Source organism: Microbacterium shimangi (genome assembly GCF_043556445.1).
GTDB lineage: Bacteria > Actinomycetota > Actinomycetes > Actinomycetales > Microbacteriaceae > Microbacterium.
This window is the reverse complement of sequence record NZ_JBIGII010000003.1, coordinates 275,102-301,431: the sequence shown is the minus strand read 5'-3', so window position 1 is coordinate 301,431 and position 26,330 is coordinate 275,102. Positions and strand designations below refer to the sequence as shown.

General features: G+C 68.2%; 24 protein-coding genes. 15 read left to right on the top strand and 9 right to left on the bottom strand.

What is annotated here, in order from left to right:
- Positions 1–29: 29 nt before the first annotated feature.
- Positions 30–5,162: a lamin tail domain-containing protein gene (locus ACFXQA_RS03125; protein ID WP_394518330.1), complete on the top strand. Its 5,133-nt coding sequence runs from the start codon at positions 30–32 to the stop codon at positions 5,160–5,162.
- Positions 5,163–5,228: 66 nt separating this feature from the next.
- Here the strand turns inward: ACFXQA_RS03125 and ACFXQA_RS03120 are convergent, their stop codons facing one another.
- Positions 5,229–6,008 carry a glucose 1-dehydrogenase gene (locus ACFXQA_RS03120; protein ID WP_394518329.1) on the bottom strand — a complete coding sequence of 260 codons (780 nt, stop codon included), beginning with the start codon at positions 6,006–6,008 and terminating at the stop codon, positions 5,229–5,231.
- 73 nt (positions 6,009–6,081) lie between these two features.
- Between ACFXQA_RS03120 and ACFXQA_RS03115 the strand changes: the two genes are divergently transcribed.
- Positions 6,082–6,651 (top strand): TetR/AcrR family transcriptional regulator, encoded by a 570-nt coding sequence (locus ACFXQA_RS03115; RefSeq protein ID WP_394518328.1) that lies wholly within the window; start codon positions 6,082–6,084, stop codon positions 6,649–6,651.
- Between the two features lie 241 nt (positions 6,652–6,892).
- On the opposite strand, the gene ACFXQA_RS03110 is transcribed toward ACFXQA_RS03115, so the two are convergent.
- Positions 6,893–7,564, bottom strand: coding sequence for a LuxR C-terminal-related transcriptional regulator (locus ACFXQA_RS03110; RefSeq protein WP_394518327.1), 672 nt, complete (start codon positions 7,562–7,564; stop codon positions 6,893–6,895).
- Positions 7,565–7,705: 141 nt separating this feature from the next.
- Here ACFXQA_RS03110 and ACFXQA_RS03105 point away from each other — a divergent pair, with 141 nt between their 5' ends.
- Positions 7,706–7,993 carry a GlsB/YeaQ/YmgE family stress response membrane protein gene (locus tag ACFXQA_RS03105; protein ID WP_394518326.1) on the top strand — a complete coding sequence of 96 codons (288 nt, stop codon included), beginning with the start codon at positions 7,706–7,708 and terminating at the stop codon, positions 7,991–7,993.
- A gap of 92 nt (positions 7,994–8,085) precedes the next feature.
- Here ACFXQA_RS03105 and ACFXQA_RS03100 read toward each other — a convergent pair whose 3' ends face one another.
- From ACFXQA_RS03100 to ACFXQA_RS03090, 3 genes are read right to left on the bottom strand one after another with little or no spacing between them, the layout of a single operon-like run.
- The gene (locus tag ACFXQA_RS03100) at positions 8,086–8,862 is read right to left on the bottom strand and encodes an Imm52 family immunity protein (RefSeq protein WP_394518325.1); all 777 of its coding nucleotides are present in this window, start codon (positions 8,860–8,862) and stop codon (positions 8,086–8,088) included.
- 16 nt (positions 8,863–8,878) lie between these two features.
- Positions 8,879–9,544: a GAP family protein gene (locus ACFXQA_RS03095; protein ID WP_394518324.1), complete on the bottom strand. Its 666-nt coding sequence runs from the start codon at positions 9,542–9,544 to the stop codon at positions 8,879–8,881.
- Positions 9,541–10,065: a TetR/AcrR family transcriptional regulator gene (locus ACFXQA_RS03090; protein ID WP_394518323.1), complete on the bottom strand. Its 525-nt coding sequence runs from the start codon at positions 10,063–10,065 to the stop codon at positions 9,541–9,543. Before ACFXQA_RS03090 ends, ACFXQA_RS03095 begins: the two co-directional genes overlap by 4 nt.
- Before the next feature lie 153 nt (positions 10,066–10,218).
- Between ACFXQA_RS03090 and ACFXQA_RS03085 the strand changes: the two genes are divergently transcribed.
- Together ACFXQA_RS03085 and ACFXQA_RS03080 are read left to right on the top strand one after the other, a co-directional pair.
- Positions 10,219–11,160 carry a DMT family transporter gene (locus ACFXQA_RS03085; RefSeq protein WP_394518322.1) on the top strand — a complete coding sequence of 314 codons (942 nt, stop codon included), beginning with the start codon at positions 10,219–10,221 and terminating at the stop codon, positions 11,158–11,160.
- Between the two features lie 9 nt (positions 11,161–11,169).
- Positions 11,170–11,613: a GNAT family N-acetyltransferase gene (locus ACFXQA_RS03080; RefSeq protein WP_394518321.1), complete on the top strand. Its 444-nt coding sequence runs from the start codon at positions 11,170–11,172 to the stop codon at positions 11,611–11,613.
- Between the two features lie 13 nt (positions 11,614–11,626).
- On the opposite strand, the gene ACFXQA_RS03075 is transcribed toward ACFXQA_RS03080, so the two are convergent.
- From ACFXQA_RS03075 to ACFXQA_RS03065, 3 genes are all read right to left on the bottom strand, one after another.
- Positions 11,627–11,851 carry a hypothetical protein gene (locus ACFXQA_RS03075; RefSeq protein WP_394518320.1) on the bottom strand — a complete coding sequence of 75 codons (225 nt, stop codon included), beginning with the start codon at positions 11,849–11,851 and terminating at the stop codon, positions 11,627–11,629.
- Between the two features lie 23 nt (positions 11,852–11,874).
- Entirely contained in the window at positions 11,875–12,849 is a 975-nt protein-coding gene (locus ACFXQA_RS03070; RefSeq protein WP_394518319.1) for a DNA-3-methyladenine glycosylase family protein, read from the bottom strand.
- A 189-nt stretch (positions 12,850–13,038) separates the two neighbouring features.
- Positions 13,039–13,755: a winged helix-turn-helix domain-containing protein gene (locus tag ACFXQA_RS03065; RefSeq protein WP_394518318.1), complete on the bottom strand. Its 717-nt coding sequence runs from the start codon at positions 13,753–13,755 to the stop codon at positions 13,039–13,041.
- A 456-nt stretch (positions 13,756–14,211) separates the two neighbouring features.
- On the opposite strand from ACFXQA_RS03065, the gene ACFXQA_RS03060 reads away from it, so the two are divergent.
- The 10 genes from ACFXQA_RS03060 to ACFXQA_RS03015 all read left to right on the top strand — a co-directional run bounded on the left by ACFXQA_RS03060 (position 14,212) and on the right by ACFXQA_RS03015 (position 25,015).
- Complete coding sequence (locus ACFXQA_RS03060) at positions 14,212–15,222, top strand: LacI family DNA-binding transcriptional regulator (protein WP_394518317.1); 1,011 nt, start codon at positions 14,212–14,214, stop codon at positions 15,220–15,222.
- Between the two features lie 132 nt (positions 15,223–15,354).
- Positions 15,355–16,665 (top strand): ABC transporter substrate-binding protein, encoded by a 1,311-nt coding sequence (locus tag ACFXQA_RS03055; RefSeq protein WP_394518316.1) that lies wholly within the window; start codon positions 15,355–15,357, stop codon positions 16,663–16,665.
- A gap of 108 nt (positions 16,666–16,773) precedes the next feature.
- Positions 16,774–17,748 carry a carbohydrate ABC transporter permease gene (locus tag ACFXQA_RS03050; protein WP_394518315.1) on the top strand — a complete coding sequence of 325 codons (975 nt, stop codon included), beginning with the start codon at positions 16,774–16,776 and terminating at the stop codon, positions 17,746–17,748.
- 11 nt (positions 17,749–17,759) lie between these two features.
- Entirely contained in the window at positions 17,760–18,650 is an 891-nt protein-coding gene (locus tag ACFXQA_RS03045; RefSeq protein WP_394518314.1) for a carbohydrate ABC transporter permease, read from the top strand.
- Entirely contained in the window at positions 18,650–20,881 is a 2,232-nt protein-coding gene (yicI, locus tag ACFXQA_RS03040) for an alpha-xylosidase (protein ID WP_394518313.1), read from the top strand. The genes ACFXQA_RS03045 and yicI overlap by 1 nt, the downstream gene beginning before the upstream one ends.
- A complete protein-coding gene (locus tag ACFXQA_RS03035) occupies positions 20,878–22,326 on the top strand; it encodes a GH1 family beta-glucosidase (RefSeq protein ID WP_394518312.1) in 1,449 nt (482 codons plus the stop codon). Before yicI ends, ACFXQA_RS03035 begins: the two co-directional genes overlap by 4 nt.
- A 177-nt stretch (positions 22,327–22,503) precedes the next feature.
- Positions 22,504–23,937 carry an HNH endonuclease signature motif containing protein gene (locus tag ACFXQA_RS03030; protein ID WP_394518311.1) on the top strand — a complete coding sequence of 478 codons (1,434 nt, stop codon included), beginning with the start codon at positions 22,504–22,506 and terminating at the stop codon, positions 23,935–23,937.
- A gap of 63 nt (positions 23,938–24,000) precedes the next feature.
- Entirely contained in the window at positions 24,001–24,300 is a 300-nt protein-coding gene (locus ACFXQA_RS03025) for a GNAT family N-acetyltransferase (protein ID WP_394518310.1), read from the top strand.
- A gap of 126 nt (positions 24,301–24,426) precedes the next feature.
- The gene (locus tag ACFXQA_RS03020; RefSeq protein ID WP_394518309.1) at positions 24,427–24,666 is read left to right on the top strand and encodes a hypothetical protein; all 240 of its coding nucleotides are present in this window, start codon (positions 24,427–24,429) and stop codon (positions 24,664–24,666) included.
- Position 24,667: 1 nt separating this feature from the next.
- A complete protein-coding gene (locus ACFXQA_RS03015; RefSeq protein ID WP_394518308.1) occupies positions 24,668–25,015 on the top strand; it encodes a hypothetical protein in 348 nt (115 codons plus the stop codon).
- A gap of 16 nt (positions 25,016–25,031) precedes the next feature.
- Here ACFXQA_RS03015 and ACFXQA_RS03010 read toward each other — a convergent pair whose 3' ends face one another.
- Positions 25,032–25,460: a hypothetical protein gene (locus ACFXQA_RS03010; protein WP_394518307.1), complete on the bottom strand. Its 429-nt coding sequence runs from the start codon at positions 25,458–25,460 to the stop codon at positions 25,032–25,034.
- Positions 25,461–26,330: the final 870 nt, after the last annotated feature.

Genomic DNA, 26,330 nt, shown 5'->3' with positions numbered 1-26,330 from the left:
GTACTTCTCCCCCGGAAGGCCTGGTTTTCGTGCCCGTTCCTCGTTCACTCCCCGCAGTCGGCGTCGTCGTCGCGCTGTTCGCGGCTCTCGCGGTCGCCCCGACCGCTACCGCCGCACCCGTCCCCGCGCCACCCATCGTCGTCACCGAGATCGTCGGCGACACCGTGGGTGTCGACACCTACGAGTACGTCGAGGTGCACAACACCACCGACGCGCCGATCGACCTGGCCGCCGCGGGCTACTCGTTCTCTTACATGTTCTCGGACACGGCCGACCGTGCCGGCGACAAGGCCCTGACCGCCGAGCCGCTCGTGCTCGCCGCCGGCGAGACCGCGTTGCTGTGGGTCAGCTACACCACGACGTCCCTCGACTCGTTCGCCCACACGGTCGACGAGTTCCGCGCGTACCACTCGGTCGCCCCCACGACCAAGGTCGCCCGGCTCACCGGACAGTCGGGAATCGCGAACGGCGGCGACCGCGGTGTCCGCGTCGTGCAGAACGACGCGACCGTCTCGTGGTCGTTCGTTCCGTCCGGCGGTTTGGGTGCCGATCTGGCCGCGCAGTTCCGGCTGCCGGCCGATGCCACCGACCTGGGCCTCGACGTGCTGGCCACGGCCGCCGCGAAGTCGCCCGGCGCGGTCGCGCCCGAGGCGCTCGTGCGTCCGACGCCCGACCCCGAGCCGGAGCCCGAGCCCGGCCCCGCCAGCAACTGGCCGCTGATCGTCACCGAGGTCGCGCCCGACAGCACCGGCGACGACAACTTCGAGTTCTTCGAGGTGCACAACCCCACCGCCGACCCCATCGACCTGGCCGGTCAGGGATACTCCTTCGCCTACTCCTACGTCGACACCGACGACCGGGCCCGCGACGTGCCCCTCGCGGTTTCGACCCCGACCGTCATCGCGGCGGGCGAGACCGTCGTGTTCTGGCTGAGCTACACCTCGGGCAACGTCGACTCGTTCGCGAAATCCGACGCAGACTTCCGCGCCGCGTGGGGCGCATCCGCTGACACCCGCATCGTCCGCGTGACGGGTCAGAACGGCATGGCCAACGGAGGAAACCGCGGCGTCCGAGTTCTGCAGAACGACGCGAGCATCAGCTGGTCGTACTACCCGACCGGTTCGGTCGCGCAGAACCTGACCGCGAACTTCCGGATCCCCGCCGACGTCTCCGACCTCGGCATGGAGGTCCTCGCCGGCCCCGTCGCCGGAACCCCGGGCGTCGTCGACCCCGCGGCCCTCGTCGGTCCGTCGCCGGAGCCCACCCCGGAACCGACCACCGAGCCGACGACCCCGCCGGCTGCCCCGCACGACTCGACCCCGGGCTTCGACCCGCAGCCGGATGCTGCCCTCGACACCGCGTCGCTGCAGGTGACCGAGGTGCTTCCCGACTCCGCGATCAACCTCGGCGGTTCTGACGGCTACGAGTTCATCGAGATCTACAACGCCACCAGCTCCGACATCGATTTCTCGGATTACTCGGTCAAGTACCTCTACCCCGATAACGGAACGTCGGCTCTCTGGCCGGCCGTTCCTGCCGACGTCGTCATTCCCGGCGGCGAGACCCTTGTCTTCTGGATCAAGAACGGCGGCAACGCCGCGCTCGGCGCAGCGGAATTCAACGCAGCCTTCGGCACGTCGCTCACGATGGGCGAGAACCTCGTCGAGATCACGAGCGCGGGTATGGCCAATGGCAGTGCCCGTGGCATCGAGATCGTCACGAACACCGACCACACGGTCAGCCGGGCCTTCTACAACATGAACCTCCCGACCGATGACGTGATCCCCGACCAGGGCATCCGTTACATCGCCGGCGACGCTGACCCCTCGACGGGGCGTCTGCTCGACCTCGCACCGGCCACTCCCGGTGCGGTGCAGGCCGATCAGGTTCCCGCGGGCCTGGAGATCGTTCCCGCCGACACGGTGGCACCGACCATCACCGACCGCACCGCCACGTCGATCGACTCGTCCGTCGACTTCGATCTCACCTTCGAGATCTCCGACGACGTCGACGCCCGCACGGCGACGCTCACGCTCGCGAACGACGTCGACCCGAATCCGCTGACGATCAACCTGATCGACGGCGGCGAGCAGGTCTACACCCGCACGATTCCCGCGGTCGACCTCATCGGCAAGGCCTGGTACGAGTACTCGGTCGTCGTCAGCGACGGCACGAACGAGACGACCCTCGAGACGACGCGCGTCGCCATCGAAGGGATCGACACCGCGCCGGTGCGCCTCAACCTCGACGACGACCAGTTCGTCTCGGGAGTCACCGACGTCATCGCCGCGGGCGACGAGTACCCGTCCGACGTGCAGCTGTCGATCGGCGGTGACCGCGTCGAGACGCAGCCGAGCCTGGAGCGTGCTCCCGCGTTCGCCTTCGAGGTCACGGGAGTGAACTTCTACTTCAAGAACGGCGTCCGCATCGGCGACGATGTGCTGCGCGTGTTCGACAACACGATCAACGAGTGGACCACCCTCACGACCGCGGCGCCGTTGACCTACGTGCGACAGGGCGACGAGCTCGTCGTGAGCGTCTGGGCGGGTACCAAGAAGGCTCCGGAGATCGACCTCGGCGAGAACAACGACGACTTCGACATCCGCAACCTCCGCCTGGTGCTGCCCGACGGCCGCACGATCACCCCGATCGGCTACGACGACCCGTCGAAGGTGCTCGGTATGGGTGACAGTGTGAACGCCTCCGGCGGCAGCACGGGCAAGCTCGACTACTTCGACGCACGGTTCCCGCTCCCGGCCGACGCTTTCTCGGCGGTCACCACGGAATGGGACACGACCACCCGTGAAGACGGACTGGTCGCCATCGTCGCCACAGACGGTGCCGACTCGGCCACCCGCACGGTGAAGGTCGACAACACCGCGCCGGTCGTGAAATCGACGATCGTCGACGGCACCGCCTACCAGGGCGAGATCGTCATCGACGCCGACATCACCGATGCAGGTTCCGGCGTCGCATCGACCGTGGCGACCCTCGACGGTGAAGAGATCACCCTGCCCTACACGACCTCGTCGGTCACGCTCGAAGCGGGTGACCACGTCGTGGAGATCACCGCGACCGACGCACTCGGCAACACCGAGGAGTGGTCGTCGACGTTCGAGACCTACGAAGAGCAGCCGTCGGCCGGGGCCCTCGCCCCGACCGAGGGTGCCGAGGTCGAAGCCGGCGACGTGACGTTGCAGGCCAAGGTCGAGGACCCCACCGGTGACGAGCTCGATGTGGCCTTCTTCGAGGGCGAGCGATTCGACCTCGAGGACGGCGAGGTGACCCTGCAGTCGGGCACCGTCAACGACGCGCTCGACATCGAGCGCGAGAAGGCCGGAGTGCTCTCGGCCGACGAGATGCTCGCGCTGGCCCCGATCGACGGCACCGACACCGAGGTGTCTTCGGACGCCGAGTTCCCGTACCAGATGTTCGACATCACGGTCGACGAGGCCGTTGCGGGTTCGCAGGTGCGTGCCACGTGGGAGGGTCGCGCGAACGAAGACGCGGCCGTCTTCCTCTACGCGATGCGCGCAGACGGTTCCGGTTGGGACGAGGTCGATCGTCACGTCGCGACGGCCGACGACGAGCAGTTCGAGCTGTCGGGCATCGTCGATGCCGCGGCGCACACGATCGACGGCAAGGTGCGGATGCTGGTGCAGCACTCCGAGGGATTCGCGGGTGAGAACCTGAGCTCCCGCGAGAGCGAGATCACCCCGCACAACCCCGACGACGTGGCGCGCAGCGACTACGACTTCACCCTCGGGTGGGAGTCGGACACGCAGTACTACAACGAGAACACGATGCCGGGCGACCCGTTCAAGCACCAGGAGGCGATCCACTCGTACCTGCTGGACCAGCGCGAAGAGCTGAACCTGCAGTACGTGTTCCACACCGGCGACATCGTCGACGACTGGGACCAGAACTACCAGTGGGAAGACAACGCCAGCCCGCAGTACCAGCGACTGGACGACGCCGGACTCCCTTACGGAGTGCTGGCCGGTAACCACGACGTCGGACAGGAGCTGGAAGACTACGGCCCCTACAGCAAGTGGTTCGGCGAAGACCGCTACGCCGACAACCCCTGGTACGGCGAGAGCTACCAGGACAACCGTGGACACTACGACCTGGTCTCCGCCGGTGGCATCGACTTCATCATGGTGTTCCAGGGATGGGGCCCCGGCGACGAAGAGATCGCCTGGATGAACGAGGTGCTCGCGCAGTACCCCGACCGTGTCGCGATCATCGCGCAGCACGAGTTCATCCTCACCACGGGCGGTCTCGGCGAGATCCCGCAGCGGATCCTCGACGAGGTCGTGGCGACCAACCCGAACGTCAAGATGGTGTTCTCGGGCCACTACCACGACGCCCTCACCCGTGAGGACTCGTTCGATGACAACGGCGACGGGGTGAACGACCGCACGGTGTACTCGATGCTGTTCGACTACCAGGGCCTGCCGGAAGGTGGACTCGGGTACCTGCGGCTGCTGCACTTCGACAACGAGGGCGAGCGCATGATGGTGCGCACCTACTCGCCCTCGCTCGACGACTACAACTCCGACGACGCGAACCTCATCGCGCCGGTCGACCCGGAGGATCCCGACAACCCCTACGTGCACCAGGAGTTCGAGCTCACGTACGACGAGCTCGGCATCGAGCCCGGCGTGCGCACCCTCGGCACCGATGGCTTCACCGCCGAGATCCTGACCCCGAACGAGATCGCCTCGTTCGAGAACGTCGCGAGCGGATCGATCCTGACCGCGACCTGGTCGCTCGACGAACTGGGCGAGCACGGGTGGTACGTCCGCACGAGCGACCCCTACGGCGCTGTCGACTACTCGCGGGTGTCGGAGTTCACCGTGATCGCCGCGGCGGTCGACCCCGAAGAGCCGGGAACGGACGACCCGGGAACGGATGACCCCGGAACGGATGACCCCGGAACGGACGATCCCGGAACGGATGACCCGGGCACCGGCGGGCCGGGCGACGACGGCTCAGACGGGACGGGTGACCCCACCGGACGCCCCTCGACGGACGGCGACCTGCCGGCCACCGGGTCGGATGCCTCGGCGAATGCGCCGTGGGCGCTGGGAGCGGGCGGGCTGCTGCTCGCCGGTGCACTGCTTCTCCTCGTGCGCCGACGCCGCGCTCACCAGGGCTGACAGACACGAGAAGAGCGGATGCTGCGGACTCGATCGAGTCCGCAGCATCCGCTCTTCGTCGTTGAATCAGCGGTCGGAGAACTGCGCGTTCGTCTCGCCGATCGCGACGGGTGACCCGGCAGACCAGCCGCCGTCGACGACGAACTCGGAACCCGTGGAGTAGCTCGCGTCGTCGGAGGCGATGAACAGCACCATCTTGCTGACCTCTTCGGGCTGCGCCATGCGCTGGATCGCGATCTTGCCGATGACGACCTCTTCGCCGAGGGGGCCGAGGATGGGCGTGCGGATGTAGCCCGGGTGCACGCTGTTGACGCGGATGTTGGAGCCGGCGACCTCCATCGCGGTGGCCTTCGTGAAGCCGCGGACGGCGAACTTGCTCGTGGTGTAGTCGGAGCTGAACGGTGTGGCGACGAGTCCCGCGAACGATGAGATGTTGATGATCGAGCCGCCGCCGGCCTTCTTCATCGACGTGATGGCCGCGCGGGTTCCGAGGAAGACGCCGTCGAGGTTGATGCTGAGGGTGCGGCGCCATCCCTCGAGGGTCGACGTCTCGACCGGGGTGCCGACACCGCCGATGCCGGCGTTGTTGACCATGACCGAGATGGGACCGAACTCGGCCTCGGTGTACTCCATGAACGCGGCCCACTGCGTCTCGTCGGCGACGTCGAGGTGGTGGTAGCGCGCGCGCTCGCCCAGCTCGTCGGCGAGCGCCTGGCCGGCCTCGTCGTTGACATCGCCCAGCACGACCGATCCGCCCTCCGCGATGAAGGCTCTCGCGTGCGTGGTGCCCATTCCGCTGGCTCCGCCGGTGACGACGATGACTTTGTCGGTGAATCGCTCTGACATGTGCGTTCCTCTCTCGTGCCGCACGTGCCGAATGCGCGTTTGGCAGTATCTGTCACAGGCTACGCTCGTTCTCATGCCGTCGGCTGAGTTCGCAGAGAGAAACCGCCTCGCGGTTTCGGAGCGTGTCGCGTTGGCGTTCGTCGACACCGGGTACGCCGTGCCCATCGCGCGCATCTGCGAGCGCGCGGGCGTCTCGGAGCGCACGTTCTACCGTTACTTCCCCCGGAAGCCCGATGCGATCCGGCCCGTGCTCGAGCGCGGCATCGAGCTCATCGGCGAGGCGCTCCGCGAACGCCCCTCGGGCGCCCTCGCCGACGTTCTCGTCGGCGCCTTCGAACGCTCGCTCTGGGGAGAGCGCGGCATCCACACGGCGCAGTTGGTGCCCCTCATCCTGCGAGAGCCGGCGCTCTATGCGGTGTGGCTCTCGACCATCCACGGGTTCGAGGCGGTTCTGGGTGATGCGATCGACCCCTGGCTCATCCGGCCGGTGAGCGACCTCGAGCGCCGCGTGATCGCGGCGGCTCTCGTGGCCGCGATGCGCATCGCGTTCGAGTCGAGCACCGCCGAGGGGGCGGAGCCGGTGACGGTGTTCCGCGAGGCCGTGGCCGCGATCTCGGTACCCGCGATCGCGCTGAACGCCTGAGGGTGAGAACCCTCCGGCGGGAGGGCAAAAAGTTGGGCCGGTCGGAGAGGCTTCCGACCGGCCCTTGTCCCTTGCACCAAGAGTGTCCTGCAATCACATTTGGGTAGCTGCCACAGCAAAACAACTACCGTGCGTGAACTCTATAACGGTGGGGTAACGGAAGGGAAGACTTTGTCGTTATGTTTCCGTGATTATTTCTCGCGGCACCCGCGGGCCTGGCAAGGGCCTTCCTCCCCGAGAGTTACGGCCCACCCATCCAGTGATCGATGCGGTGAGTGTCGGGGGTGAACCCATGCCGAACGCCGTAGAGCACCGCCTGGGTGCGGCTCGTCGCACCGATCTTGCCGTAGACCGACCGGATGTACGACTTCACCGTGTTGGGGCTGAGGTAGGTGAGGGCGGCGACTTCGGCGTTGCTCTTGCCCTGGGTGATGAGGGCGAGGATCTCGGACTCACGATCGGTGATGCCGTGAAGCCTGCCCGGCCAATCGAGCCCCGGAGCGCTCGGCGCGCGGCGGCTCTGGTCGCTGAACACCAACTCGCCCGCGTGGACCGCCTCGATGGCGGCCACGAGTTGAGGCGCCGTCAGGGTCTTCGAGAGATAACCGTGCACACCCTTCTGGCGGGCGGACTCGACGAGGTCGGGATGGAAGTTCCAGGTGTACATGACGACGCGTCGCGCCCGGGGGTTCGCGATGAGCTCGGAGATCTCATGGTGATCCGACTCCGGCTGGGCGAAGGAGTCGTACAGCACGACGTCGACCGCATCGCTCACACCCCGGTTCGCATCGATCTCGGCGACGAGCACGCGATCCCGGTATTCGTCGAACAGATGAGCCAGCCCTTTCAGCACGACGTCGTAGTCGTCGACGAGGGCGACGGTGATGGGCCGCGCGTTCGGAACTGAGGGCATGCTCGATCTTTACACCCCCAGGGGTGTGCCGCCACACCCCGAAGGGTGATGAAGTCAGGTGTGGTCGCGAATTGCGGCCTCCCGTGCACCGGCCGGTGCCCGACCCGATACGCCGCTCGGCGTTCACACAAGGGAGCAACCATGCTCGGTCTCATCATCAGCATCATCGTCGTCGGCCTCATCGCCGGATTCATCGCCCGCGCCGTGGTTCCCGGCAAGCAGAGCATGAGCATCCTCATGACCATCGTCCTCGGGATCGTCGGCTCGTTCGTCGGCGGATTCCTCGGCTTCCTGCTCTTCGGACAGGATGCCGGCGACGGCTTCCTGCAGCCCGCCGGAATCATCGGCTCGATCATCGGTGCGATCATCGCCCTGGTCGTCTACATCATGGTCAAGGGACGCGGCGCCTCGGCACGACGCCGCTCCTGATCAGCGGCGGGTCGTCGAGAAGATCGTCGCCCTGACACGTTGAACCCCCGCGAAATGCCCCGCGCCCGCACAGGTCGCGGGGCATTCGTGCGTCACGAGGGTCGCTCTGTGACACTCCCGCCGACTCGGGGGATCCGCGCGTGCCACCCGTCTGTCGCCGCGCGTCTGAGGACATCTCGAGCGGCCGTGCCCGACACGGCGTCGGCCGGAGAATCCGGCGATAGGTAGAGCACCGCACCGCCCGAGGTCGGGTCGACCCGAGCAGGCGCCGACGCGGCGGGAAGGGCGCCGGTGCGCTCACTCAGGTAGGTGATCGCACCGATCCAGGGCGCGTCGATCTCGTCGGGGAGCATGCTCTCGTTCGCCCGGCGCTGCTCTCTCGAGAGCAGTGCCGCGTATTCCGGCTGCCATGCGGCGACCAGGCCCGTGAAGGCAGCGGGCCAGAGCGGAAAGGTGTCTCGCTCGGGGAAGAGTGACGTGCCGCGGATGAGGATGCGGTTGAAGAAGCTCCGACGGGGTACGAGGGCCGACCCCGCGCCGATCTCGACACTCAGGGTCTTGCGCGCGGTGAAGGCTGATTGCCCAACCGGAACGAGCGTGAGGATGACGCGGAAACCCTGTTCCGCAAAGGCCTTCCCGTCGTTCGTGCGCGGGATGCTTCGAGTGACGAGTTGCACGATCGCTTGCGTATCGGCGGTCAGATCGTCGCCGGAATCGTCGACCCAGCGGCCGGTGAGCGCTTCGCGAAATCCGTCGAGCGCTTCCATCGTGCCGATCAGTCGAGACGCGACGGCGGTCGGAGTCTCCGCGCGGGCTCCCCAAAAAGCGTGGAAGAGGAGGTCCCAGTCCTTCGCGGGTTGCGTGGCCATGTGCTCATCCGCGCCGCTACAGCAGCCAGAGCGGCACCGACGCCACTGCGACCCCGAGCAGGATGAGCACCACGGCTGTGGGGATCGACCGCTTCACCGTGCCGGTGCCGAGCCGGTCGACGAGTCTCTGCAACCACTCGCGCACGCGCGCACCGCTCGTGAGGCCGACGGCGAGCAGGACGAGGCAGGGAAGGCAGTAGACGACGGTGTAACCGGCCAGGATCGCCAACCCCGCGGCGGGCGGTACTCCTGTCGTGACCATCCGTTCGATCGCGATGAAGTACGGGAAGGCATTCGGGAGGTCTGCTGCGGTGAGCAGGACGCCGAACGGGAGGGCCGTCCACGGGCTGAACCAGGCCGGAAGTTCGATGGCGCGTCTGGGGCGATCTCTCAGTCGGCGGACACCTGCGACCGCGAGGGCGATCCCGGCGGCACCGAACGCCACGAAGCGAAGCCCGATGACGATCCCGTCGACGGCACCGGCGGCAGCGCCGGCGGTGAGGAACAACGCGGTGCCGGCAGCGAAGACCGTGAGAGCGGCGCCCAGCACCGCAGCGCCGGCGACGAGCGCCGGTCGACGGGGAGCGGCGATCAGGACGAGGGTCACCGCGATGATCGTCGCGGGATTCAGCGAGTCGAGCAGCGCCAGCGCCGCGATGCTGGCGAGCAGTGCGCCCGTCATGGGCGGGTCTCCGCTGCGGCAGGCGGCGCCGTCAGGGACCGCAGAAGGTCGTCCACATCCTCGTCGACGGCGTTGAGCCCGACCAGTGCGTTGGCGACGAGCGCATCGCCGACGAGGCGGATCACGTGCGCTCGGACCGTGTCTCCCACCTCGGCGGCGATCAGCGCCTCCCAGCGCGCGATGGCGACGGCCGAGTCGCTCAGCAGCGGGCCGAAGTCGCCGTCCGTCGGCCGGAAGCTCGAGGCGAGGGCCTGCATCAACGCCCGTTCATCGCCGTCGGGCAGGGAGAGCTCCAACCACGTCCGCGCTGCTGTCCCCGCCGCAGCTGCCCTGGACATCGCGGCATCGACCTCTTCCAAGGATTCGCGCGCAAGCCCTGCGACGAGGGCGGACCGAGTGGGGAAGTGGTGCATCAGGCCGCCCTTCGAGACGCCCGCGGCCTCCGCGACGGCGTTGAGCGACGGCACTGCGCCCCCATCGAGAGTCAGCCGACGTGCCGTTTCGAGAATGTGGGAACGCATGCGCGCCATAGTAGCTCATTACCGACCGACTGGTCGGTCTGGGCGACTGCTGCGACGCCATCGGCCTCCTGGTCGGTGGGACGGTCCACCGGCCTGCGACTGGCACCCTGCGAAAGCGCTTGCCCCCGTTCGCGGATCCGCCACACTCGACGGATGTCCACTGACCGCAGCATCCGCTCACCCACCCTCGGTCGAGGGCTTCTGTGGGGGATGCTGGGCGTCACCGCCTTCTCGTTCACCGTCCCTTTCACGCACGTGGCCGTCGAGACCCTCTCGCCTGTCTTCGTCGGGGCCGGTAGAGCCGTGGTCGCCGCCGTCCTGGCCGCCATCGCGCTGATCGCGACCCGGCAACCCTTGCCGCGAGGGCGCCAGTGGGTGCGGCTCGCGATCGTCGCCGCCGGTGTGGTCGTCGGTTTTCCGATGCTCACCTCGCTCGCGCTGACAACCGCCGACGCGAGCCACGGCGCCGTCGTCATCGCACTCCTGCCGGCCGCGACCGCCGTGGCAGCCGTGGTGCGGGGCCGCGAGCGGCCGGCCCGATCGTTCTGGCTCGCCGCAGCGCTCGGAGCCGTCGCCGCACTCGCCTTCGCCGTCGTGCACGGGGGCGGATTCGCCCCGCTGCAGGGCTCCGATCTGCTTCTGCTCGGCGCGGTCGTCGCCGCGGCGATCGGGTACGCGGAGGGAGGGATGCTGTCGCGTGAACTCGGTTCGTGGCAGACCGTGTCGTGGGCGCTCGTGCTCGCGTCGCCGCTCATGGTCGCCCTCACCGCGGGGTCGGCGCTGACCGATCCGCCGACCGCGCCGTGGGAGGGGTGGCTGTCGTTCGCCTACCTCTCGGTGATCAGCATGTTCCTCGGTTTCTTCGCCTGGTACCGCGGCCTCGCGATCGGGCCGATGGCGCAGGTGAGCCAGGTGCAGCTCGTCCAGCCGGTGCTCACGCTGCTGTGGGCGGCGATCATTCTGCGCGAGAACATCACCGCGCTCACCGTCGTCGGCGGGTTCGTCGTCATCGCATGTGCGGGGTTCGCGGTGCGCACGCGCGCGCGGCCCGACGGCGCCGTCGCACGAGACCGAACCCGAGCCCCGGCGCGGTAGCGTCGGACGGTGCCTCTCGACTACCACCTCGCTGCCGTCGCTCAGATCGACCCGCTCGTGCTGTACCGCATCCTCTGGTTGCGCGTGGGAGTCTTCGTCGTCGAGCAGGAGGCGGCATACCCCGAGATCGATGGGCGCGACATCGAGCCGGGCGCAGAGCTGCTCTGGGCTGAGGAGGGCGAGGAGGTCGTCTCGACGCTCCGTGTTCTCTCCGAGACCAGCGCCATGCGCATCGGTCGCGTGGCGACGGCACCGTCGGCGCGGGGGAGAGGAGTCGCCGCCGAGCTCATGCGGCGCGCGGTGCAGCGGTGCGAAGAGCGAGCCCCCGGCATGCCCATCGTGCTCGACGCTCAGGCGCAGCTCGAGGGCTGGTACGCCCGGTTCGGTTTCGTCGTGTCGGGCGACCCGTTCGCCGAAGACGGCATCCCGCACCTTCCGATGCGCCGCGGCTGAGCCGCCGTACCCGCTACAGCTCGATGCCGTTGGTCTCGTCGTTGACGCCGCTGTTGTTGCGCCCGCGCCACGACTCGTAGGCGATGAGCCATCCGATCGAGACGATCGCCGCCAGCACGAGGCCGAGCCAGACGTTGCCGAACACCATCCCGAACAAGACGCCCAGCGCCACCACGACGACGGTGCCGAGCAGCCAGTGGGTGCGGCCGCGGGGCCAGCCGGTGCGGGGTTCGCTCATGCGCTCAGCATAGGCCGTGACGACTACCGGTCGCGGTGGTCTTCGGGATGCATCCGGGGGCCCCGCCGTGGTTCTTGGATCCCGCTCGCGTAGAGCAGACGGATCACCCGCTGCCTCTGCCCCGCCCACGGCGCGAGCAGCTCCAGCATCCCGTCGTCGTCGACGCGGCTGCCCGTGAGAACGAAGCCGACGTGGTGTGCGAGGTGGTAGTCGCCGACGCTCACCGCGTCGGGGTCGCCGAACGCGCGGATCCGTGTTTCGGCCGAGGTCCACACCCCGACCCCTCGAAGGCTCGTGAAGATGCGCTCGCGGCCGTCTGCGTCGGGGGCGGATGCTGCGGCGCGGACGATCGCGTCACCCCGGCGAGCGGCCTCGACGATCGTGCGCGACTGCGGCGGCTCGAGCCCGGCGCGGTGCCAGGCCCACGAGGGAACGCGCCGCCACCCCTCGATCGTCGGCGGGGCGAACATCGGCTTCGGGGTCGGACCGGGCGCGCGCTCGCCGTACCACGCGACGATCCGCCGCCAGGCGCCGAAGGCCTGCATGCCGGTCACTTTCTGCTCGATGATCGCGCTGACGAGTGCGTCGAACACGAGGTCTGTGCGGCCGATGCGCAGGTCGGGGTGGCGCCGGTGCGCCTCTGCGACGAGCGGGTGCGCGCCCGCATCGAAGCCCGTAGGGTCGTCGTCGGCGCCGCAGAGCGCCGGAAGCTGGTCGAGAGCCCACTCGGCTCCGGGGCCCCACGCTGCGGCACGCACGTGACCGCCCGCGCCGGCGCGGAGGGCGAGGGTCGCTGGTCCGTCGGGGGTTCGGCTGGCACGCCAGATCACGCCGTTCGCCGCGGCCATCGTGGGGTCGCCGGCGCCGTGGCGCTGGGGGAGCACGACGCGCGCCAGGTCGAGCGGATGCCGCGGACGGTACTCCGTCTCGCGCGGTCGAGCATGAACGGGCCGCGAGTCGTGCGGCACCGACCGCGCGCGCATCCCGGTCGACCTCATGCGGCCACCCTACGTCGGGCCCGCGACACCCGGACTCGACGCAGCTAGGTCAGGGCACAGCATCCATCACCGCCGCTTCGCCCCGACGATTTCGGAGGGGATTTCACGTTCGGAGGGCCGGTCTGCGCGAATCGATCCTCCGAAACCGCATTTCCCTCCGAAGCTGCGAGGGTGCCGTGGTCGGGGAGGTCAGAAGCGGTCGGGCGAAGGGGTGCCGTGGCCGTAGCGGATGGCGACGTCGGCATGGCGGTCGAAACGGTAGCCGACCCCGCGCACGGTGCGCACGATGTCTTCGTAGGCGCCGAGCTTGGCGCGCAGACGACGCACGTGCACGTCGATGGTGCGCTCGCCGGGTGCTTCGTCGTCGGTCGAGCCCTCCCACAGCGACGACACCAGCTCGGTGCGTTCGATCGTGCGCCCCTCGCGCAGCACGAGGTACTGCAGCAGCTCGAACTCCTTGAAGGTGAACGCGGCCGACTCGCCGTCGATGAGTACGCGCTTGCGTGAGATGTCGACCACGACGCCGCCGGGCGCGCGGTCTGCGTCGCTGGGCTCCTCCTTCGTGCGGGCGACCGCCGAGGGCTCGTGCAGCGCAAGGCGGACGACATCGACCGCGCGACCGCCGGCACCGACCGGGGCGAGCGCGACCGTGGCATAGGTCTCGGCGGCCGGGGCCAGTTCGTTCAGCGTGCGGCGGAGCGCGTCGACCAGAACGCCGAGGCTGACCCCCGCGTCGGCGGCGGTGGCTTCGTCGATGCCGACGTAGAGGGCGAAACCGCGCGGAGTGGTTCCGGCCGGGAGCGCGGGCCGCGCGGCCGATGCCGGAGCGGGCGTCGCATCGCCGGGGAGAGCGCGGAGGGGACGGGGCGAGGTGGTCGGGCGTTCGAGGAGTGCGGTGTTCGACATGGGAGTGGAGGTCCTTGCGTGTGAACCCGGGGCCGAGCCCTGCGGGTTTCGAATGTGCGGGACGGCCGATATCGGCCGGTGGCAAGACAGGCGGCGACGCGTGATCGACGCGAGACCGTTGTCTCGGGGGGACGAGCTCTCGACGTTCAGAAGTGGAGAGGAGTCCCGGCGGAGGTCACCGAGTCAGCGACACATTCGACAGCACATGACAACGCGACCGGCCATCATGCCGGTAGTTCCGTTCGCCTCCACGGCGGACAGGAAGCGTGCGTTGAGAGTCATGCAGGCGATTATCTCCGAATGTGTCGTCGCACGTCAACTCTTCCACCCGCGGCGGCACTCGCAGAGGTTTGTTGCGGATTCCGGCAAATCGCTTGCAATCTTCTGACGCGCGGTTTACGTTCTTCATCGAAGCGCTTCGCGGAAACGCTTCGACGGACAGACGATGGAGTCGAGATGGTGAAGATCAACGAGGTGGCCGAGGCCGCCGGCGTGTCGATCAGCACCGTGTCGTACGCGTTGAGCGGCAAGCGTCCGGTCTCACGTTCCACCCGTGAACGCATCGAGCGAGCCGTCGATGAGCTCGGCTACAGCCCCAACGCCGGTGCCCGGATGCTGGCGGGCAGCCGTACGCAGATTTTCGCGCTCACAGAGCCGCTCCGCACCGACACCCACGCCCCCACGCACATGTCGTTCGTGCTGGCGACGGCGATCGCCGCCCGCCGCAACGACTACGACATCCTGCTGCTGACCGATGAGCAGGCGCGCGACGGAATGAGCCGGGTCGCCGCATCCGGTCTCGTCGACGCCATCCTCGTGCTCGACGTCGCCCCCGACGACGACCGGGTACCGCTGGCCCGGGCGATCGAGACGCCGACGATCTTCATCGGTGTTCCCGACGACAGTGAGGGTCTGGTGTGCGTCGACCTCGACTTCGAGGCGGCTGCCCGGCTCGCCGTCGACACGCTGGCCGATGTCGGTCACACCCGGGTCGGACTCATCGGGCAGACCGACATCGCGTACGTGAAGTCGAACTTCCCGCCGCGGGTTCGCGCGGCCGCCGAGAAGCGCGCGGCCGAGCGGGGGGTGCACTGCGATTTCCGTTCGTCGGGTGCGGTGATGCCCGACCTGGTCGCCGTGGTGCGAACGGCACTGCAGATGCTCGACGACGGAGCCACCGCCCTGCTCCTGCACACGACCGCCGAGGCGCACGCCGCCGTTCTCGAGGCGCTCGCCGAACGCGGCCTCTCGGTGCCGGGCGACGTATCGGTCATCGCCGTCGGCGCGTCCTTCGATACCGCCGCTCTCCCGACGCCCGTCGACACGATCCCGCTCATTCCGCAGGATTCGTGCGACCTCGCGGTCGCACTCGCCGTGCGCTCGCTCGAAGACGAGCGACCAGTTCCCGATCTCTACCTCGTCGCGCCTACGTACGTGTCTCACGGCACGGTCACCTCACCCGTCTAGTCCGCACCAGAACACAACCGAATACCGCGTGCTCGCATCGAAGCGCTTCGACGCTGCGAAGGGGCACTCAGCATTCACACCCCGTCCCGACCTTCTGGGTCGACCAAGAAAGGAGTGCCGACGATGGCACGAATGACGAGAACCACGAAGCGCCGCGCAGCTGCGGCCATCGCCACGGCGGCGATCGCCGCCCTCAGCCTCTCCGCCTGTGCGGGTGGGGGAGACTCCGGCGGCGAATCGAGCGGCGACAACACGCTCACCCTCTGGCACTACGAGAGCGAGACCAGCGCGATGGGAATCGCCTGGGCCGAAGCGATCAAGATCTTCGAAGAAGAGACCGGCGCCACCGTCGAGTTCGAGGAGAAGAGCTTCGAGCAGATCCGCTCGACCGCCAGCCAGGTGCTGAACTCCGACGAAGCCCCCGACATCATGGAGTTCAACAAGGGCAACGCGACGGCCGGCCTTCTCGCCAGCCAGGGCCTCCTCACCGACATCACCGAGGCGGTCGACGAGCACGGCTGGGACGACAAGCTCGCTCCCGCCCTGCAGACCACCGCGCGCTACACCGAAGACGGTGTCATGGGGTCGGGCGCCTGGTACGGCGTCCCGAACTACGGCGAGTTCGTCACGGTGTACTACAACAAGGACATGTTCGCGGCGGCGGGTCTCGAGATCCCGACGACGTACGACGAGTTCATCGACGTGATGGACACCTTCGTCGCGCAGGGCGTCACTCCGCTCGCCGAGGCTGGTCTGGAGTACCCCATCGGACAGCTCTGGTACCAGCTCGCGTTGAGCCAGGCCGACCGCCAGTTCGTCAACGACTACCAGCTCTACGAGAACCCCGTCGACTGGACCGGCGAGGAGATCACGTACGCGACCGAGACCCTCAAGGAGTACGCCGACAAGGGCTACTTCTCGAAGGACGTCACCGGCGTGAAGGCGGAGGACGCGGGCGTGTCGTTCATCAACGGCTCGTCGCCCATCTTCATCTCGGGCAGCTGGTGGTACGGCCGCTTCGTCGAGGAGGTCGCGGGCTTCGACTTCGGGCTCTTCCCCTTCCCCGGCAGTGAGATGGCGCCCGGCTCGTCGGGCAACATCTGGGTCGTGCCGGAGCGCGCGAAAGACAAAGACCTCGCCTACGACTTCATCGACATCACGATGCGTCCCGAGATCCAGGCGCTGCTCGGCAACAACGGCGGGCTTCCCGTCGCCGCCGACGAGGCCGACATCACCGACCCGAAGAGCCTCGAGCTGATCCAGGCCTTCAACGAGGTCAACGAGAACGACGGACTGGCCTTCTACCCCGACTGGCCCACCCCGACGTTCTATGACGTCCTCGTCTCGCAGACGCAGGAACTGATCAACGGCACGAAGACGCCGGCCGAAGTCCAGGAAGGCCTCGGCGCCGAGTACGACTCGTACGTCGAAGACTTCCGTTGATGACCCGGGGGCCCGCCGTAGCCGCGGCGGGCCCCCGCACCACCCGCTGCTTCGCAGCATCCCCCCGCCGCGATCCGCGGCACCCCACCCACGTCTGAGGAGCCGGCGATGACCGCTGTTCCCTTCGTCCGCGCCCCGCGGACGAAACTCCCTCCCGAGGAGCCCCTGATCCCGCAGCGCGGGCGCGGCGGCAGCGCCGGCTACTGGCTCTACCTGGTTCCGGGCCTCGTGCTCGTCACGGTGATCATCGTCGTGCCGCTCGTCTGGAACATCTATCTGAGCTTCACCGAATGGCGCGGCATCAAGCCGCCGGAGTTCATCGGTCTCGAGAACTGGATCGAGCTGATGGGCGACGCGACGTTCTGGACGTCGTTCGTCAACAGCATCTGGATGATCATCGCGATGGTGATCGTGCCGACCATCATCGGCCTCGTCGTCGCCGCACTGCTCTTCGACGTCATCGGCCGCAAGTTCGGCGGGCGGTCGGCGAGCTTCTTGCGGGCGACGTTCTACCTGCCGCAGATCCTCCCCGTCGCCGTGGCCGGCATCGTGATCGGGTGGATCCTCCGCCCGCAGGACGGTGCCCTCAACCGCATCCTCGAGAGCATCGGGCTCGGTGGGCTCGCGCACAACTGGCTCGGGTCTCCGGACACCGCGCTGATCAGCATCATGGTGGTGCTCGTCTGGATCCAGATCGGCTACCCCGTCGTCATCTTCATGGCGGCACTGCAGCGGGTCGACCCCGAGCTGTACGAAGCCGCCGAGCTCGACGGCGCGAACTGGTTGCAGCGATTCCGCGCCATCACGGTGAGCATCATCCGCCCCGAGATCTATGTCGTAGCCCTCACCAGCACGATCGCCGCGCTCAAGGTCTTCGGCCCGGTCTACATCCTGACCCGCGGCGGCCCCGGCGATTCGACGATCGTGCCCGCCTACTACGCGTACAGCGAGTTCTTCCAGTCCCAGCAGGTCGGCTACGGCGCGACGATCGCGACGGCGCTCACCATCGTCGTCACCATCGTGGCCGTGCTGTTCATCCGCGCGCAGAATGCCGCGGAACGTAAAGAAAGGGCGGGTCTCTGATGGTCGCCACCATGGCAGTGACCACGGCGAAGCCCGGCGGCAAGCCCCCGCGCGCGGGCCGGCCCCGCGGCGGCATGACCAAACGGCGCGGCATCGACTGGCTGATGCTGGCCTTCGTGATCGTGGCCGCGATCGTCATCATCGCGCCGTTCTACCTGATCCTCGTCAACTCGTTCAAGTCGCCGTCGGACTACTCCAACGGCGGCCCGCTCGCCCTGCCGACGGAGTTCTATTTCGACGGCATCGCCGCCTTCTGGGATCGCGTGAACTTTCCCGAGAAGGTGTGGAACTCGATCTTCATCTCGGGCATCGTGGCGGTGCTCGCCGTGCTGCTGTCGGTGCTGAACGCGTTCGCGATCGGCATCGGTCGCGTCCGCGGCCGCTCGTGGATCGTGCTGCTGTTCCTGCTCGCGAACCTCCTGCCGCAGGAAGCCCTTCTCTACCCGCTCTACTACATGTTCAAAGCGGTGGGCCTCTACAACAACGTCTGGTCGGTCATCATCATCTTCACGGTGATCCAGGCGGCGTTCGGCACCTACCTGCTCTCGGCGGTCTACGGCACGTTCCCGAAAGAGGTTCTCGAAGCCGCCGCGATAGACGGCGCCAGCCGGTGGAAGATCCTCTGGCGCGTCATCTTCCCGATCAGCCGCCCGACCCTCTCGGTGCTTCTCATCTTCTTCTTCATCTGGACCTGGAACGAGTTCTTGATCCCGCTCACGTTCCTGGTCTCGAACGAGAACCAGACGGTTCCCGTGGCGATCAGCGTGCTGCAGGGCGACCGCCTCATGGACGTCACCACGACGAGCGCGTCGGCCCTCCTCGGCCTGATCCCCACCCTCCTCTTCTTCCTCATCTTCCAGCGCACTCTCACGCGCGGCATCACCGCAGGAGCAGTCAAGTAATGAAGTTCACCGATGGTTTCTGGCAGCTGCGACCCGGGGTCGCCGCGCTCTACGCCCAAGAGGCCTACGACATCTGGGAGACGACCGACACCGTCGACGGCCCCGGTCTCGTCGTCACCGCTCCGACCAAGGTCATCACGGGGCGCGGAGATACGCTCAACCGGCCCGTTCTGACCGTCACCCTCTCGTCTCCCCTCGCCGGGGTCGTGCGGGTGCGCGTCGCGCATCACCTCGGGGGTGCGGCGCCGATGACGTTCAGGCTGCCGGGAGCGAGCGCGTCCGGAACGACGGTGACGGATGCTGCCGGCGCCGAGCTGCGCACCGGTTCACTCGTCGCCCGCGTCGAGCAGGGTTCGCCGTGGGGGCTGTCGTTCTCGTCGCACGGCCGCCGCCTCACCGGCAGTGGTGCGAAGGCGCAGGGCCACATCACCCTGACCGACGACGCCCAGGTCGACCCCGGCATCGTGGGGAACGCGCGAACGGGGAGCCCCGTGGGGCACCCTCGTACGTTCGTGCACGAGCAGCTCGACCTCGGGGTGGGGGAGCTGATCTACGGTCTCGGTGAGCGGTTCGGCCCGCTCGTGAAGAACGGCCAGACCGTCGACATCTGGAACGCCGACGGCGGCACGTCGAGCGAGCAGGCCTACAAGAACGTGCCGTTCTACGTCTCGAGCCGCGGTTACGGCGTGCTCGTCAACGACCCGGGCCACGTCTCCTTCGAGATCGGCTCGGAGTCGGTCGAGCGCGTGCAGTTCTCGGTTCCCGGCGAAGTGCTCGAGTACTTCGTCATCGACGGGCCCACGCCGAAAGACGTGTTGGAGCGCTACACCGCGCTCACGGGTCGCCCGCCGGTCGTCCCCGCGTGGTCGTACGGGCTGTGGTTGTCGACGAGCTTCACCACCGACTACGACGAAGCCACCGTCACCTCGTTCATCGACGAGATGGCGCGGCGGGAGCTCCCCGTGTCGGTGTTCCACTTCGACTGCTTCTGGATGCGCGAGTTCAACTGGTGCGACTTCGAGTGGGATCCCCGGGTGTTCCCCGACCCCGACGGCATGCTGCAGCGCCTGCACGAGCGCGATCTGCGGGTGTGCGTCTGGATCAACCCGTACATCGGTCAGCGCTCGCCGCTGTTCGCCGAGGCCGCCTCGCAGGGATTCCTCGTGCAGCGCGCCGACGGATCGGTATGGCAGTGGGACCTCTGGCAGGCGGGCATGGGATTGGTCGACTTCACCAACCCCGACGCAACCCGCTGGTACCAGGGCAAGCTCCGCGCCCTCGTCGCGCAGGGCGTCGACTGCTTCAAGACCGACTTCGGCGAGCGCATCCCGCTCGACGTGGAGTACTTCGACGGCAGCGCCCCCGATCGCATGCACAACATGTACACCCACCTCTACAACAAGGCCGTGTACGACGTGCTCGTCGAGACCCGCGGCGCGGGCGAGGCCGTGCTGTTCGCCCGCTCGGCGACGGCGGGTGGCCAGACGATGCCCGTCCACTGGGGCGGCGATTCGACCTCCACCTTCGCGTCGATGGCCGAGACTCTGCGCGGCGGCCTCTCGCTCGCGATGAGCGGCTTCGCGCACTGGAGCCACGACATCGGGGGCTTCGAGGGCACGCCCGACGCGGGCGTCTTCAAACGGTGGACCGCGTTCGGGATGCTGGGCACCCACAGCCGCTTCCACGGCTCGCAGTCGTACCGCGTGCCGTGGCAGTTCGACGACGAAGCCGTCGACGTCACCCGCATCTTCACTCGGCTGAAGATGCGGCTGATGCCGTACCTATACCAGCAGGGCCTGGATGCTGCGGCCACCGGGCACCCGGTGATGCGGCCGATGGTGCTCGAGTTCCCCGACGACCGTACGGCGGCGTACCTCGACCGGCAGTACATGCTCGGTTCGGACATTCTCGTAGCCCCCGTGTTCACCGAGTCGGGCGAGGTGGAGTTCTACCTGCCGGCGGGGGAGTGGACGTCTCTTCTGACCGGTGAGACCGTGACCGGCGGCGGGTGGCGCACCGAGACCCACGGGTTCGACAGCCTGCCCGTGTACGTCCGCCCCGGTACCGTGCTGCCCTGGGGGGCGCGGTCCGACCGGCCTGACTACGATTACCTCGACGGTCTCACCCTGCGCGTGTTCCCTGGCGGCGAGGGTACGGCCGAGGTGACCGTGACCACGCCCGAGGGTCGCACCGAGGTGCTGCGCGCCGACCGAACGGAGATCACCCGATGAATGCCGGTACTTCCGACTTCCGCGACAGCGGGCTCGTCTTCCCGGAGGGGTTCACCTTCGGCTCCGCCACCGCGTCGTACCAGGTCGAGGGTGCGGCGCAGGAAGACGGGCGCACGCCCTCCATCTGGGACACGTTCAGCAAGACCCCCGGCAAGGTGTGGAACGGCGACACCGGCGACGTGGCGACCGACCACTACCACCGTCTGGAGTCCGACCTCGACCTCATGAAGGATCTCGGGCTCGGGGCCTACCGCTTCTCGATCGCGTGGCCGCGGATTCAGCCGCAGCCTTCGACGGGCTCAGGCGCCGGCAGCGCCGTCAATCAGGCGGGCATCGACTTCTATTCGCGGCTCGTCGACGGGTTGCTCGAGCGGGGAATCCGCCCGGTGGCGACGCTCTACCACTGGGACCTCCCGCAGTACCTCGAAGACGCCGGCGGGTGGCCGATGCGCGCGACCGCTGACGCATTCGAGCGCTACGCCGAGGTGATGGGCAGTGCTCTCGGAGACCGCGTTCACACCTGGACGACGCTCAACGAACCGTGGTGCTCGGCCTACCTCGGCTATGGCCAGGGTGGGCACGCGCCGGGGCGCGGAGAACCCGCCGCCGCCCTCGCCGCGGTGCACCACCTCAACCTCGCGCACGGGCGCGCGGTGCAGGCGCTCCGCGCGACGTCGACGGGTGACCCCGACTACTCGGTCACGCTCAACTTCCACGTGCTCCGGGGCCAGGGCGATGGGGCGGCGGAGGCGATGCGCCGCATCGACGGCCTCGCGAACCGCGCCTTCACCGGCCCGATGCTGCGCGGCGAGTATCCCGTCGACCTGCTCGAGGACACAGCATCCGTCACCGACTGGTCGTTCGTCGAAGACGGCGACCTCGCCACGATCGCCCAGCCGATCGACGTGCTCGGGGTCAACTACTACTCCACCGCGACCGTGCGGATGTGGGACGGCGTCTCGCCGCGGCAGCAGAACGACGGGCACAAGGCGTCTGGCGACGGCACGGCATGGCCGGGCAGCGACAAGGCCGTCGAATTCGTGCAGCAGCCGGGTCCGTACACCGCGATGGGGTGGAACATCGCGCCCGAAGGGCTCGAAGAGCTGCTGCTCTCACTGAAGGCGCAGTTCCCGGATCAGCCGCTCATGGTCACCGAGAACGGGGCGGCGTTCGACGACGTCGTGGCCGAGAACGGCTCGGTACCCGACCCCGAGCGACTCGACTACCTGCGCCGCCACTTCACCGCCGCGCACCGCGCGATGGAGCAGGGGGTCGACCTGCGCGGCTACTTCGTCTGGTCGCTGCTCGACAACTTCGAGTGGGGCTACGGCTATGCCAAGCGGTTCGGCATCGTGCGCGTCGACTTCGATTCGCTCGAACGCACCGTCAAAGACAGCGGCAAGTGGTACGCCCGGCTCGCGAAGACGGGGGTTCTGCCCGAGTAGTGGTGGGGGTGGTCGGGGCGGTGCCTGAGCCTCCCGAAGGTCGCTCGGCGTACCGGCTCCTCCCCAGGGTGACTGTTTCGGCAACTTTCGGCGGCTTGTCCACAGGTCTCGGATTACTCCCCTGATCTGGGACATTGACGGTCAGGAATGTCGGTGGCCCTCGCCAGAATGAGGGGTATGGAAGACCTCCTCGACCGGCTCGGCGAACTGGGCGCGCAGTTGCGCGCGGTCGCCGGAGCGGTGCTGTCGGCGGGGGTGCTGCGCGGTGCGAGCGAGGCCGAGATCGTCGCGGTGATGGATGCTGCGGCGTCCGCCATCCGTCCGCTCGAAGGCGTGGTGATCGAAGCGGCGGGCCAGGTGCACGAACGATCCGACAACCCCGGCCTGTCGGATCGGATGACGACCCGCTTCGGGTGCCGCACTCCGCGCGAGCTCGTCGAGCGCGTCACGCGGGTGTCGGGTCGCCGCGCGGGCGACTACGTGGCGGCGGGGCGGGCGATCGTCGAGAAGGTCGCGCCGACGAGTGGAGTGACGCTGCCCGCGCCGTTCCCCGCGATGCGCGCCGCGGTCACCGGCAGCGTCGTCGGGGTCGACGCGGTGGTCGCGGTCACCGGGGTGCTGGGCCCGGCGTTGCCGGCGTGGGTCGAACGTGGTGCCGCCGACACCGAACTGTCCGCGTCGGCGAGGGGCGAGGGCGTCGACGGGGCTCCACCGGCGACGGCCGATGAGCTGAAGCTGCAGGCGCAGGTGTGGGCGATGTATCTCGACCAAGACGGTGCCGAACCCCGTGAGGCCCGCGCGAATCGAAAGCGCGGGATCACGCTCGGGAAATGCCATGACGGTCTCGTCCCGGTGCGAGGAAACGTGCTCCCCGAGGTCGCCGCGCAGTGGCAGTTGCTCGAGGCAGCGATCCTCAACCCGAAGCTCCGAGGGCCACGGTTTCTCGACCCCGACGGCGAGAGTGAACCCGCCGACATCGAGGCGGGCGCCGACACGCGCACTTCTCCTCAGAAGCGCCACGACGCCTTCGCGACGATCTTGTCCGCGGCCGCTCGCTCGAGCGAGATGCCGACCCTCGGCGGTGCAGCCCCCACCTTGGTGGTCTCGGTCGACGCGGATGACCTCCAGACCGGGCGCGGCTTCGCGCACGTCGACGGGATCACCGAACCCGTGAGTCTTTCCGTCGCACGGCGTGTCGCGTGCTGCGGCAACGTGCAGCGCGTATTCCAGAACAAGAAGGGCCGGATCATCGCGATCGATATCGCCGACCGGGTCTTCAACCGCTACCAACGCCGGGCGCTGCAGGTCCGCGACGGCGCGTGCATCATTCCCGGGTGCACGGTCCCTGCGATCTGGTGCGAGATCCACCACGTCGACGAAGCCGCCAACGGCGGGCCCACCCACACCGACAACGGCGTCCTTCTTTGTTGGCACCACCACCGCACCCTCGACACCGGTGGGTGGCAGATCCGGATGAACAACGGGGTTCCCGAAGTCCGGGCGCCCGGATGGCGCGAGCCCTACCTCCAGTGGCGAGCCGTGACGAAATCTCCCGCCATGCTCCGTCGAAAACACGCGGCGAGAATGAGGGCCGTCGTCGCGAGAACGTGAGCCGGGTGCGATCTCGATGAATCCCGAATCCCTGCCGCATCCGGAGCGGCGTACCCTGTCGGGGTGACTGAACTGCGCTTCACCGATGAGAAAGACGCGTCGCGCTACACCCTGCACCACGGCGATGATCTCGTGTCGGTGCTGGACTATCGCGACGACGGCCGCACCGTCGCCATGACCCGCGCCTACACGATCCCCACGTTCCGCGGAAAGGGGTACGCCGGCGAGGTCGTCGAGCGCGCCGTGGCCCTCCTCGAACGCGACGGCTCGCGACAGGTGATCCCGGTGTGCTGGTACGTGGCCGACTGGTTCGGCGCTCACCCCGAGCGGGCGGCCATCCTCCACGAACGCGCCGGTTCTTAGGCCGCCGCCCGAAACGCGACCGTCCTCGGATTCGCGACCGTCGGATGAGACGGCGCTCGTCGGTCGTCAAGCCCCCTCCGGATCCCGGGCGTGGGACGCAGGGTGGAGTCAACGAGAGGAGCAGCGATGAGCGATCAGCACAACCTGCCCGAAGGTGTCATCAATGCCAACCCACCCGGCGGCTTCGAGAGCGGCGACGTCGCCGACGGTGAGACCCGGGAGCAGAATCAGGATGCCGCGGGCTCACCCGCGCTGTCGGAGTCGGGCTTGTCGGCCGGTGGCGGCGACGAACCTTCCGATCCGATCGAATCACCCGACGCCAGCCAAAGCGCCGACCCCGACCTTGCCGCCGATGAGGAGATCTGACATGTCCGGTACGAACGAGTCCGACGAGGTCCGCGGCGTGTCCGCGGCGAGCACCGACCAGGTTCCCGGAGCCGGAGCCGCCCCCGCCGATTCCTACGGCGGAGCCGTGTCGGACGAGACGCCGGCCGCGACGCCCGCTCCCGGGACGCAGAATGCCCCCGTGCAAGACATGCACGACACCACCGACGAAGACAAGATCGCCGGCATCGTCGCGCAGACGCGTCAAGACGTGGGCGACAAAGACCAGGCCCGAATCGCTGACGTGCTGCGGCAGCGATTCGACGAGACCGGCGTCCACGTCGCGAACGACCGCGTCGCGGCCCTCGCCGCCGAGGTCGCGAACGGCTGAGGGCTCACTCGTCGAGCTAGTCGCGCGCCAGAGAAGGCCGATCCCGGACGAGTGCCAGTTCTCTCGGCAGCGCGGCGGGCTGACTGGCGGTGCGAACGACGACTTCCAGCTCGGTGGTGGTCCTCAGAGGAACCAGCCAGGCGTCGGGCCAGATGTCGCCATGGTCCCGCTGCCAGGCACCTCTTCCGAGAAGGGCGCCGTCCAGATAGATGTCGACGGGATGGTCGGGCCGCACGGGCGCGCGAACATCGGAGCGTGAATGCGCGGGCACCATCGTGACCGAGTAATTCGCCGATGGCGTGCCGGTAGTTCCGATAGCGGCGGTGGTGTGATCGTCCACGTGCGACGCACCAAACCCGACCGCGGTCTCGTCCGGGTGGCTGACCCGGACGAAGAACCCATACCGGTTCAGCGCCTGGTTGATCAAATCCGTGTTGGACGTCATGATCGGATTATTTCGAGGTCAGGGGTCCCGCGCCAGGTCAGCATCCGCGGCCCCGGAGAGCGATCCGACAGAGCCGCCATCTATCGTCGCGACTCTCCAGAGCCCGTCCGCACAGGCAACCCGGTGGTCCGACTCAACGTCGACGCAACAGGGCCCTTACGCACTCAAGTGTCAGCCCGGTCGCGACCGCCGCTTCGCGCTCGTTCGCGCCGAGACCCACGGCGGAGCGCAGCAGAGCGATTGCCCGCCGAGACTCCGTCGTGCCCGGGGGATGAGCTGCGAACTGCTCGGCCGCACGCGCTAGGGCAACGCCGGCGACCTCAGGCAACGCGTGCGGGTGCTCGGTCAGATCGACCCGCCACCCAGGGGCACCTTGAACGGAAGGCTCATTCATGGGCTAAACCTACCCGCGGCCAAGCGGGTACGAGACGAAGGCTCTTGCCTGGCCTTCGTGCCCCACTGCGTTGCGGCAGGATCGCGGCGATGAGCGCACAATGAGGTGATGATGCGAACAGAAAGTTTGCCGTCCGACCGAGCTGCCATCACGACCAATCACCCCTCCCTGGCCCGCCTCCTCATGGTCCGCGAGCTCGCTGAGATCGATCCAGCACCGGGGTGGCCGCGCGCTGCGCCGTTGCCCAGCGCGGTGGGCCACCGGCTTGGCGCTATCCCCGGTGACGGGTCGGTAGCGTGGCGATCCCACTGGGAGGCGGCCATCGACCAGCTAGGTGCATCGACGCCGCCCGAGTCGGGGCACTGGGCGCTTTGGCCAGAGCACTTCCCCGAGCCGACGGACGCCGACGTGGCTGAGTGGGCTGTGAAGGTCGATCGCCCACCCCGGAACACACCGCTTTCTCAGCACCCCTCGCA